Below are 11945 nucleotides of genomic sequence, written 5' to 3' on the forward strand. Positions count from 1 at the left end.
ATTTCACCCGCTGAGACACAATTCATCAAAGTAAACTCACCATACTGTCCACTCATAAGGAAATACTTTACTAAAATTATTATTCTGCTATAAAATTAAAAAATAATTTATCCTTTCTTAAAACTTGCATTAGTGCAACTACGTACATGTCCATAACTGTTATAAATTTGCATGGATAACCACAAGGAACTGAAAACATGGGGGGATAACATGAGTAGTTTTGCCGCCTACAGGCATAATAATAATGATTCGCTTGTTGCTCAATCAACTGAAATGAGAGAACTTATAGGAACAGCAACTCAAGTGGCCAAGGTGGATTGCACTGTTTTACTGCTGGGTGAATCTGGTACCGGTAAAGAGGTGTTGGCCAAGTTAATACATCAACACAGCAAACGCCCCGGTCCCCTGGTCAAAGTAAACTGTGGTGCCATTCCCGAAACACTGCTAGAATCAGAACTTTTTGGATATGAATACGGCGCTTTTACTGGCGCCAAAAGAGAAGGTAGCGCCGGGAAGTTTGAGCAAGCCCATATGGGCACTATTTTACTGGACGAAATTGGCGACTTACCGCTGCATCTACAGGTTAAACTACTGCGTATTCTCCAGGAAAAAGAAGTTATACGGATAGGAGGCAACAAGGCCAAACCGATAGATACCAGGGTCATTGCAGCCACCAATAAAAATTTATACAAGATGGTGCAGGAAGGTACATTTAGAGAAGATCTTTTTTATAGGCTTAATGTTATCCCCCTTAAAATACCTCCTTTAAGAGAGCGTAAAAGGGACATTATGCCTCTGATTTACGCCTTTAAAAAAAAATTTGAACAGAAATATAGACATAAAATGAATTGTTCTCCCGAAGTTATTCGCGTTTTCATGTCCTACGACTGGCCAGGCAATGTCCGGGAACTTGAAAATGTCGTTGAAAGAATTTATGTAATTTCATCACCCTATGAGTTAGTTACTCAAGAAATACTAATACAGGATTATTTAAATATCCATAGACAAAAACAGCTGGCGGATAAACCCGTATCCGTCTACGGTTTATAATGGACCCAGGAAATGCGACACGATTTTGCGAGGGATAAGCGACACCAATCTCGAAGTAAAATAACTAAGTGAAAGGAGCATATCCCATGCAAAAAAAACAATGGTTACCGGAGCAAAAACTGCAGATAGTTCTAGAAGCCTTAAAAGAAGAACGCCACATAGGCGAAATTGCCTCGGAATACGGAGTACATGTGAGTGTGGTTCACCGCTGGAAGAAGGAGCTCTTAGAAGGCGCCGACAAGGTATTCGCCACCTCTAAGAATGCTAAAGCCGCTGCCCAAGAAAAGCGCAAACAAGAAGAAACCATCGAGAACTTATACGCGCAAGTCGGCCGTCTAACAACACAGTTGGATTGGCTTAAAAAAAAATCTAGCGGCATCTTACCCCGTGAATGAACGCAAAGCTATGGTGAATTGGGATATCACAAATTCACATTTAACCATAAAAGTTCAGGCCGAGCTATTATCCTTGAATCGAACGGGTTTATACTGGACTGCCCAAAAGGTGTCTAAACACGAAGTGGAGATTAAACATCTGATTGACAAGATCCACACGCAGCATCCATTTAAAGGCTCCAGGCGGATTGTTGACGACATAAATAACATGGATGATGTAGATTACAAGGTCAACCGCAAACGCATTCAAAAATATATGCGGGAAATGGGAATACGGGTGATTTACCCCGGCCCCAACCTCAGCAAACGTAACAGAGCTCAGTATGTTTACCCATACCTGCTTCGGAATGTCAAAGCAGCCCACCCCAACCATGTCTGGGGAATTGATATTACGTATTGTGCCATGCAAGGCCGCTGGATGTACCTGGTGGCTATAATTGACTGGTACTCCAGGATGATTGTTGGATATGAGCTCTCCGATACGATGAATAAGGAATTTGTCATTAAAGCTGTAAACAGAGCCATCGAAATACACGGAACTCCTATCATATTAAATTCTGATCAGGGCAGTCAATTTACCAGCCCTGTCTATATAAATACACTCAAAGAACATAGCATCAAAATCAGTATGGACGGTAAAGGTAGGGCCCTGGATAACGCTATTACAGAGCGCTTTTGGAGAACCATTAAATGGGAAGATATTTACCTGAAGAATTATGAAACCCCCCGTACTCTCCGACAAGGAATTGCTGCTTTTATGCGTTATTACAATTTCGAGCGTCCACATACATCTATTGGCAAGAGGACTCCAGCAAGCGCTTATTATGCTACTAACAACTTATCGCAGCAATCTGCATAACCAAGATATTTGAAAGTGGATGTAAACAAAGAGGCCGCCGGTCTTGACTCCATGTGCCGCTTAATAGATAACCCGACCGACGGATATACGCCAAAAAAATATTTGCCTTCGGTCGGGTTGTTTAAGTCTAGCACATGGAGTCAAGGCTCTCCGCTTCGCTCCGACCGCAAGCGGCGGCTAGGTTTTGTGAATAGGGATAACGTACCCTCCCTCTGGAGACCGCCACATTTTATGACTACTGTCAAATATTAGGCTAGCTAGCATGTGTTTACCTTAATGCGGCTTTCTAACGTATCGAAACATTCGACCATGAAGGCCTTGCTGTTAATACTTACTCAGTGTCGCTTTGAATTTGAAAAATTGTGTCTTGACATTGGGGTCCATTGTAGTTTAACTTCGCTTAAATCAGCAGTGGAAGAAGTTGAACGTCAGTTAATAACCATGGCTTTGAACGAATATAAAACTTTAAAACAAGTTGCTCTGGCTCTGAAAGTGGATGAATCAACCATTAGCCGTAAGATTAAGAAACTCAGCATTCCTTTGCGATAACGCATGACTTCGGCACGAAACCAGGGGGTAGTTCTCAGCAAAACTATTCACCGGTACCTTTAAAATCATAGTGTAACCACCTGTCCCCCTCCAGGGCATATCCCGGAGGGGTAGGATGGTAACAATGCCATTCCGGAATGTTCATTATACAAAAAATGAAGCGCAGCCAAATCGTACCTTTCCAATGCCCCTTGGGCCAACCCAACACCTTGAGAGGCAACCATTATCCTTGTCATATCAAAAAAATGCATTAATTGGTAAAACCCTTTACCCTTTTGACGGATCAGATTCTCCTGCAGCACCCTGACATCCTCAAAGGTGATCTCCGCCGTATCGGTAGCCCTGATGCCCCATTTTTCCTTTAATTTTCATTTTGGCAATTGCATAAATGCAATTTATACCACTAGAACATCCAGGTATAAATATTATTTCTATATGGTATGGAATTTGCATTTGTACGGATTTAAAGTATAGGGGGTGTTTTAAATGTGCTGTTACTGTACCTGTAGTCATGCCATTTCGTAAGCATGAACTCGATTATATATTGCAATTATCAAATTCTATTGCAGCAATTATACCGTATAAGTACAATAACCATAATTATTATCAAATCTTTAACGAATTAAAAGGAAAACACAAGCAATTAGACAGTTTGGTAATATATGGAGAGAAAAAGGTGCCTGAAGACACAATAAGTCTTACAAAGTTAATTAATAAAATCAATAGAAAATCAATGTGTCGCAATAAATTACTGAATATTCACAAAACAGGTAGGGCAGTTTTAGTTAGGCTTGTTGAACCGAACCTACTTTCTATCAATGCACCCATTATGCCGGTTTTCCAAATCCGAACCTCTTTGGGTATTCGGAAACAGACAAAAGTCATCTCTGCTGTAAGCATGAAACGTTCTGCCGAATTTAGATTTCGAACATTGAATTATACAGAAATTTGCTGTCCACTTCTTCACCATGGGCAAGGTGAAATGTTGCATAACTTAGCCGAACTGACGATAAAGCTAGCTGCAACATGTCGGGAAGCAGGGTAAATCTTGTATTAGAAAAAACTTTTTATGTGGCAAATTTTTAGATATTCCCGCAGCAGAATTTTCAGCGCGAATTTCCAGTTAGATATGCTTTAAGTAAAAGCATTGCGTTTATTTAACTAAGTGATGTAGAGTCTATTAACTATCCAAGGAGGTAATTACAAAAAAATGAATTATCGGGAAGGATTAGTTAGCTTAACCCATGATAAGCTTATCCGTGCGGCAGCATCTAAAAGGCCATATAAGGAAGCCCTTGTGGATATTGAAACAAGGGAAATAATCACTTATAAAGAGTTATGGCTAAGAAGTAACAAAATAGCTAATATACTAATAGATTTATCGCTAAAAAAAGGGGATAAAATAGGCACCCTGGGATACGAATGTGCGGAATTTCCCGTTATATGGTTAGGAATAATGAAAATGGGAGGCGTAAAGATAGGTTTAAATTGGCGCTATACAGCCCGTGAGATGGAGGATGTTATTAATAGAAGTGACACCAAGGCTATTATTATTGGAGAAGCCTTTATTGATTTTATAATGAAATTTAAAGATACGCTAACTAATATTAAACATTATATAGTGATAGGCGATAATGTCCCCGAAGGTATGATAAGCTATAAGGATTATTTATCACAAGCATCAGATAAAGATCCTAACGTTGAGATAAAGGCTGAGGATATGTGTGCCTTATTCTTTACTACAGGGACAACTTCAGCTCCCAAAGCGGCAATAAGATGCCATTCTGATTATGTTGCGGCTATCTTTTTATACTGCTGGGCATGGCATTATCACCCACAAATGAAAGAGCTAAATTGTTTACCTGACTTTCATATCGGCGGACACTACATGATTGATGGTACCCTTTATGTTGGAGGAACCTCATATGTTGGCCGTTTTAATCCAGAACAGTTTCTGAAAATTATTGATAATGAAAAAATAAGTTACACTACCCTCCCCCCTACCATGATGGGACTGCTCATTGCATTACCTGATAACATTAAGTCGAGATATGACTGCTCATCAGTTAAATGCATAGGCTCAGGAGGAAGTGTATATTCCGCTGCAATAAAAGATATATCAAAACAAATTTTCCCGAATGCTGAACTTCATGATGCCTATAATGCTACAGAAGTTGGAGTTACTGTTGTTGAACCGGAAGATTTTGAACATTACGGTTGCGTTGGTGAGCCAATGATCGGCATGGAGGTTAAAATTTTCAACAGAAAGAGGGAGGAGTTACCCCCAGGAACAGAGGGTTTAATTTATACGCGAGGTCCTAGTCGAATTACAGGATATTATAAGGATTTAGAAGCTATGGAAAAATGCATTATTAGAGACCCAACTGGGGACTGGTTCACCCTTGAAGACATGGGTTATATTCATCCGGTAACAAACTTATTATATATAACGGGTCGCGAAAAAGACATAATCATAACTGGCGATGAAAACGTATCACCGGCAGAGGTAGAAGGTGTAATCTCAAACCATTTTGCAGTATCAGAGGTTTCCGTGCTTGGGATATCTGATAAAAAATGGGGTGAACAGGTTGTAGCAGTAATTCGGGTAAAAGAAGAATACAATTTAAGCGAAAAAGATATAAAGGCTTATTGCAAACAAAACCTAGCCGGTTTCAAAATTCCCAAAACTTTTAAATTTGTTGAAGAAGTATTGCCAAGAAAGGGTTTTAAAATAGACAGAAATCTAGTCAGGGATAAGTACTTCTAAAGAAATTATAACGCAACTATTAATTTTAATGATTCACCGTTACATCTATATGAAACCACACGTAACAATCATTATTAATTGAGCAACTAAAAAGATCCGAAAAGAGTGAAGGAGAGCGTTAAAAGATGTTTAGTATGTCATACGAAACCTTGCTAATAAAAACAAATGATAACATTTTAACAATTATCTTAAACAAACCAAAATCTATGAACGCCTTTAGCCTCACTATGTTTAATGAATTGAATGATGCGTTTAACGAAATTAATAAGCGTGAGGACATCAGGGTTCTTATTATTAAAGGAGCTGGACGTACATTCTCAGCCGGTGGAGAAATGGAAATGTTAAATACACTCAATCAATTGAAAGGAGCTAAGCTGGAAAAGACCCTTACAGGAATCATATCCCTGGCAAGTAAGTTTATGAAACTAAGGCAGCCAACAATATCTTCTATCCATGGTTATTGTCTTGGTGTCGGATGTTCAATTGCTATGCTTAGTGATATAAGGATAGCTTCCGAGGATGCTGTGCTTGGGCTGGAATTTGTAGGCATGGGAATTATCCCAGATACAGGGGCACTCTACAGTCTACCAAGAATAATTGGCCTTAGCAAAGCAAAGGAGTTAGCTCTTACGAACAGAAGAGTAAATTCCCAAGAAGCAGAAAAAATAGGTATGGTTAATTCTGTAGTCCCAAGGGATCAGCTGGAAACTAAGGTGGAAAAAGTAGCATGTCAGATAGCTTCTTTGCCACCGATTGCAATAGAAATGACAAAAAAGCTTCTTAATGATTCCCTTAGACAGAACTTAGACGAAATTTTAAGATACGAAGCTCTGGCACAAACAATTTGTCTTAATACCGAGGATCACAAAGAGGCTGTTTCTGCTTTTCTTTCCAAAAGAAAACCTTTTTTTACAGGCAAGTGATTGTTTAAAGTAGTTATGCCTAAGGTATCCAGATTTTCTTGATAATAACACGTCTAATATAGCAGAACAAAAGGGTGTTTATTACTACTTTGAAAACGAAAAGGAGAAAACAATGAGTAATAACGATGTGGTCATAGTCAGTGCAGTGAGAACACCCTTCGGGAAATTTGATGGAATCCTCAAAACCATACCTAGTTTTGATCTTGGAATCATTGCATTGAAAGAAGTCGTCAACAGGATCAGTCTGGCTCCAAAGGATGTGGATGAAGTCTATTATGGAACATGTATACCTGCTGAATATGCAATCTACACAAACGTTCCAGCTAGACAAATAACCTTAGGTGCCGGATTTCCCGAAGATAATATATCTTTGACCATAGACAGGGCTTGCTGCTCATCTATGACAGCGCTGCGGCTTGGCTACAGGGCTATTAAGGCAGGAGATGCCGAAGTGGTTATTGCTTCAGGGGCGGAAAACATGGCTAATGTGTCACTATTAGCCAGTGCTGAAAAGGTGCGATGGGGTAACCGATTAGGTCCTATTGAATTGGAGGATGTGCTTTTTGAATTGGGATATGGACGGCGAGGGTTTGCACCGGTAGCTACTGATTCGGGATATGTATCCCTTGAATACGGAATTTCTCGGGAAAAGCAGGATGAGTGGGCAATTGGAAGCCACCAAAAATGGTTCACAGCCTACAATCAAGGCAAATATAAAATCGGAGAAGAATTAATATCAATTGAGGTTCCACAAAAAAAAGGTGAAACTATCATAATGGACAGGGATGAATCGCCGAGAAAAAATATTTCTTTAAAGAAGATGGCGTCATTGAAACCAGTCTATGGTAGTCCTACGGTAACAGCAGGAAATGCCCCCGGCATGAACTCCGGTGCGTCCGCTATTGTTCTAATGTCCCTAAAAAGAGCAAAAGCAATGGGAATAAAGCCACTTGCTACTATCGAAGCGTGCCATGCAGTAGCGGGAACTCCGAAATACATGGCATGTATTCCCGCCAAAGCTATTAAAAAAATATTAGATCGAATTGGGATGACTATTGACAATATGGATTTGATTGAAATCAATGAAGCTTTTGCTGCGGTGACGCTGGTATCACTCAAAATGCTAGCAAACAATGAACCAATAAAATGGCAAGAGTTACAGAGCAAAACTAATGTGAACGGTGGTGCCATTGCCATCGGCCATCCAGTGGGCGCAAGCGGCGCTCGTATAACCATGACTCTGATGTATGAACTAATAAGAAGAGGTGGTGGCAGGGGAATTGCTGCTATCTGTGGTGGTCTCTCTCAGGGTGAAGCTATAGTAGTTCGTGTGTAATGTAATTGAACCGAAACATAGAAGATTAATTTAACTGAGCGTTTATATAATGGACTAGTTTTAAGCTCTTTCAAATCAAAGTTTAGACTAAAAACTGGAGATGAATATAAAAATGAAAACCAGAATAACCAATTTGTTGGGTGTTAAATATCCCATTATCCAGGGTGGTATGCAGTGGCTGTCCAAGGCGGAACTGGCCGCCGCAGTTTCAAATGCCGGCGGTTTAGGCATTATAACCGCTCTCACCCAGCCCACCAAGCAGCACCTTGTGGCAGAAATTCGCAGAACCAGGGAACTGACGGACAAACCCTTTGGAGTTAATATCTCTATGCTGCCCGATGCGGAGCCTCAGGATAAAACAATTGAATATTTCGAGGCTGTAATTGAGGAGCAGGTGCCCGTGTTGGAAACCTCGGGGCGCAGCCCGGAGCAGTTTATACCTTATCTTAAGCAGGCGGGGATAAAGCTGATACACAAGGTGCCGGCTGTACGTTTTGCCGAAAAGGCCGAGCAACTAGGAGCGGACGCCGTAACTATCGTGGGTTTTGAATGCGGTGGCCATCCTGGCATGGACGATGTAACCACTATGGTTCTGGTACCCAAGACCGCTAGCAGGTTGTCCATACCAGTGATAGCCGGAGGGGGCATAGCCGATTCACGTGGCTTGATAGCCGCCCTGGCGTTGGGGGCCGAGGCCGTGGTAATGGGCACCAGGTTTGTCGCTACCACCGAGTCCCTGGCCCACTCCAACTTCAAGAAATGGATAGTTAACGCTCGGGAAACCGACACAGTATTAATACAACGGTCCATTCGTAACGCCGCCAGGGTGATGAAAAATGCCGCTGCAATAAAGGTACTGGAAATGGAAGAGCGAAGCGCCAGCTTGGATGAACTGCTTACCATAATCAGCGGCCAAGTAGGGCGGCAAGCCCTGCACAACGGCAATATCGAAATGGCTACCTTAGCATTGGGACAATGCATAGGTCTAATTGGTGAGGTTAAGTCTGTTAAAGATGTTATCGAAGAAATAATGTCTGGTGCAAAGGATATTTTGACCCGTCTGCAGCAGATGTAGTGCCGATCTAGTCAAAATAGCATTATCAACTGCCTTGATATTCATTAGTTAGTATCAAAGCATAAATACCGAAGGGTTCCTCTATAAATATGGCTGCAAAGTAAATTAAAGCAAAGCTTTAAAACCCCCTGGCGTAAAACCAGGGGGCTCATTAAAATTAATTCCGGCAACGACCAACTTTTCCACTTCTTATTTATAATTTACAATTTGTTTGCTGCTCGCTAAAGAGGAAGTTAAATCATACCAAGTCCCCTTATTGTAATATTAAAATATTTGAAATATTTAAAATACTTTGCATCAAACAAACTGTCTGGCTGAAAATTATTCTTTAGAAATAGCGGCGAATTTGTTGCACCAGTTAAGTTTTATTATAAACATCAGCGTTTACACAGCTTTATAATTACAAGAGTTACTTGGGCTGCATCCTTATTGCTCCGTCAAGACGAATGGTTGTACCATTTAGCATGACATTTCCGACTATATCTTGCACCAATAGGGCAAATTCCTCTGGCTTACCTAACCGTGAAGGGAAAGGAACCATTTTACCCAAGGCTTCGCGTACATTTTCAGGAATTCCCGCAAACATAGGCGTTTCAAATATACCGGGGGCAATCCCCATAACGCGAATGCCGTATGCAGCAAATTCCCGTGCTAAAGGAAGAATCATCCCCACAATTCCACCCTTCGATGCACTATATGCTGTTTGGCCAACCTGACCTTCATAAGCTGCTACCGAAGCGGTGTTGACTATTACTCCTCTTTCTCCCTCCTTATTTGGCTCATTGGATGCCATCATAGCCGCAGCCAGGCGGATGACATTAAACGTTCCTACAAGGTTTACTTGGATCACCTTGTTGAAATTTTCTAAAGGCATGGTTCCTTTTTTACTCAACACTTTTTGCGCAGCACCGATACCGGCACAGTTGACAACCACATTTATAGAACCAAACTTCTCAACTGTCTTATCTAACGCTTTTTGCACACTTATTTCATCCGTGACATTAGTTTTAATAAAGAATGCGTTTGTTCCCATCTCCCCGGCCAACTTTTCACCAGCCTCATTCTGCATATCAAAAATAGCAGCCTTAGCTCCTAATGATACAAAGTTTTTCACCACTGCTTCTCCTAAACCGGACGCTCCACCAGTAACGACTGCTGTAACATTTTTCAGGTCCACGTATATTATCCTTTCTTTTAATTAATTAGTTTCTTGCCTAAATATTGATCACGTAAAACTCTTTTCAGTATTTTCCCTGATGGGTTTCTTGGTAACTCATCCACAAAATCAACAGACCTAGGAATTTTTTTCCTAGACATTCTTCCTTGACACCAATCGATAATCTCTTCCACTGATGCGGTTTCGTTTTCCTTTAAGACCACAACTGCTTTTACCTCTTCGCCATACTTTTCATTTGGTACTCCTATTACCGCCAGATCAAATATTTTAGGGTTATTTTTTAATGATTCTTCAATTTCAGCAGGATAAACATTTTCCCCACCATGAAGAATCATATCCTTCTTCCTATCAACAATATAAATGTAACCCTCTTCATCCATCCTTGCCATATCCTGAGCTGTATTAAATCCATCTCTAAATGCATCTTCGGTAGCCTTTGGATTCTTATAATAACCATCAAATTGCGTGGGGTTTTTAGAATATAAAATGCCTACCTCGCCCCTCGGAACCTCATTTCCGTCATCATCTAAAATCTTTACTTCATCTATTGGTGAAGGCAACCCAACACATCGAACTTTCCTTATTTGATCTTCGGGCCGCAAGTTTGTACACAACGCAAGTTCTGTAGCTCCGTAAAATTCATGCAGTCCCGCATTTTTAAAGAAATCAAGAATTTTTAATTTGGTCTCAGTTAATAAAGGCGCGGCTGCAGAAACCAAGACTTTTACAGAACTTACATCGTATCCCTTTCTCACTTCTTGCGGTATGCTAAGAATCATGTTAAACATAGCTGGAACCATAAAGCTGTGGGTAACTTTCTCATTATTAATAATTCTTAAAGCTCCTTCATGGTTAAATCTCTTCATGGAAATTAAAGTGGCCCGCGCAGCGATTGCCTGTACAAAATTCACTAGTGGCTTGGCATGATACATAGGACCTGGCGAAAACCACTTTGCGGTTTCATCTACCATATATTGTGCATTCTTTATACCCGCTCCAATTGAACGCGCGTAATGTGAGATAACAGCACCTTTTGGTCTTCCCGTGGTTCCAGATGTATATCCAATATATAAACAGTCTAAATATCTAATGTCCACTTCGGGTTCTTTGTCCGGTGCATCGGACAAAACTTCCTCGTATCCTAAAGAATTTTCACAAGTATCTCCTACGTAAATATAATGTTTAACCTGCTCAAAGCTTTTTCTAGCCATTGAAACCTTATCTTTTAAGACGTCATCAAAAAATATGGCCTTGGAATCCGAATGGTTTATTATATAGGACAACTCATCGGGCACAAGTGAAAAATCGACTGGCACAGCGGGTGCACCAATTTTTGCTAACGCAAGAAAGATTACAGTATATTCAATAGAATTTAGCATGTAAAGTGCGACGTGGTCATTCTTTTTTATTCCCATGTTAGTCAGCGCATTTGCAAGGCTATTGCTTTTACTATTAAGTTGTTGATAAGTAATGGAACTTCTTTGTCCGTTTTCATGATAAAATACTACCGCCTCTTTTTGTGGATAAGCATGGGCAGCAGTTCTTATCAAATCACCTACACATGGAATATACACAGTCTGCCCCCTCTTTTCAATTACTCCATTCAAATTGACTACATCACAGAAAAGGTAGGTGTAACACCTTCTCCAGAAGTATAGTTCATTCCATTCACAACCTGATGCCCCACAATTACCTTTTTACCGATTAAATCCATGCCAGCTTTTTCAGGTTCAACATTTACTACATTACCCATAATCCACGGACCTTCTTCCAGTTCAACTAAAGCCACATCTTTTCTGTGGGCCCAAATTTTG

The 11945-nt window shown here is 40.5% G+C and carries 11 protein-coding genes; 8 read left to right on the forward strand and 3 right to left on the reverse strand.

The genetic code is table 11. The features are described from left to right. Positions 1–210: 210 nt before the first annotated feature. From ABDB91_RS11155 to ABDB91_RS11190, 8 genes are all read left to right on the forward strand, one after another. Positions 211–1050, forward strand: coding sequence for a sigma 54-interacting transcriptional regulator (locus ABDB91_RS11155; protein ID WP_347487792.1), 840 nt, complete (start codon positions 211–213; stop codon positions 1048–1050). Positions 1051–1136: 86 nt separating this feature from the next. Then, positions 1137–2304 (forward strand): IS3 family transposase gene (locus ABDB91_RS11160; protein WP_347487794.1). Its coding sequence is split into 2 segments (ribosomal slippage): positions 1137–1418 and positions 1420–2304, totalling 1167 coding nucleotides; the frame shifts between segments, so codons are not numbered across the junction. A gap of 276 nt (positions 2305–2580) precedes the next feature. Then, a complete protein-coding gene (locus ABDB91_RS11165; protein ID WP_347487796.1) occupies positions 2581–2853 on the forward strand; it encodes a helix-turn-helix domain-containing protein in 273 nt (90 codons plus the stop codon). Between the two features lie 388 nt (positions 2854–3241). Further along, entirely contained in the window at positions 3242–3898 is a 657-nt protein-coding gene (locus ABDB91_RS11170; RefSeq protein WP_347487798.1) for a hypothetical protein, read from the forward strand. A gap of 165 nt (positions 3899–4063) precedes the next feature. Continuing rightward, entirely contained in the window at positions 4064–5620 is a 1557-nt protein-coding gene (locus ABDB91_RS11175) for a class I adenylate-forming enzyme family protein (RefSeq protein WP_347487799.1), read from the forward strand. A gap of 134 nt (positions 5621–5754) precedes the next feature. Continuing rightward, complete coding sequence (locus ABDB91_RS11180; RefSeq protein ID WP_347487801.1) at positions 5755–6543, forward strand: enoyl-CoA hydratase/isomerase family protein; 789 nt, start codon at positions 5755–5757, stop codon at positions 6541–6543. Positions 6544–6655: 112 nt separating this feature from the next. Then, positions 6656–7879: a thiolase family protein gene (locus tag ABDB91_RS11185; RefSeq protein ID WP_347487803.1), complete on the forward strand. Its 1224-nt coding sequence runs from the start codon at positions 6656–6658 to the stop codon at positions 7877–7879. A gap of 112 nt (positions 7880–7991) precedes the next feature. Then, on the forward strand, positions 7992–8954 hold the full coding sequence (locus ABDB91_RS11190) for a nitronate monooxygenase (protein ID WP_347487804.1): 963 nt from the start codon (positions 7992–7994) through the stop codon (positions 8952–8954). A 409-nt stretch (positions 8955–9363) separates the two neighbouring features. Here the strand turns inward: ABDB91_RS11190 and ABDB91_RS11195 are convergent, their stop codons facing one another. Genes ABDB91_RS11195 through ABDB91_RS11205 form a run of 3 tightly spaced genes read right to left on the reverse strand, consistent with a single transcriptional unit; the run spans position 9364 to position 11884 of the window. Further along, on the reverse strand, positions 9364–10131 hold the full coding sequence (locus tag ABDB91_RS11195; protein ID WP_347487806.1) for a 3-hydroxyacyl-CoA dehydrogenase: 768 nt from the start codon (positions 10129–10131) through the stop codon (positions 9364–9366). A gap of 17 nt (positions 10132–10148) precedes the next feature. After that, positions 10149–11738, reverse strand: a complete 1590-nt coding sequence (locus ABDB91_RS11200) for an AMP-binding protein (RefSeq protein ID WP_347487807.1) — start codon at positions 11736–11738, stop codon at positions 10149–10151. A 5-nt stretch (positions 11739–11743) separates the two neighbouring features. Continuing rightward, positions 11744–11884, reverse strand: a complete 141-nt coding sequence (locus tag ABDB91_RS11205) for a hypothetical protein (RefSeq protein ID WP_347487809.1) — start codon at positions 11882–11884, stop codon at positions 11744–11746. Between the last annotated feature and the right edge of the window lie 61 nt (positions 11885–11945).

The organism is Desulfoscipio sp. XC116 (assembly GCF_039851975.1).
Taxonomy (GTDB): domain Bacteria; phylum Bacillota; class Desulfotomaculia; order Desulfotomaculales; family Desulfallaceae; genus Sporotomaculum.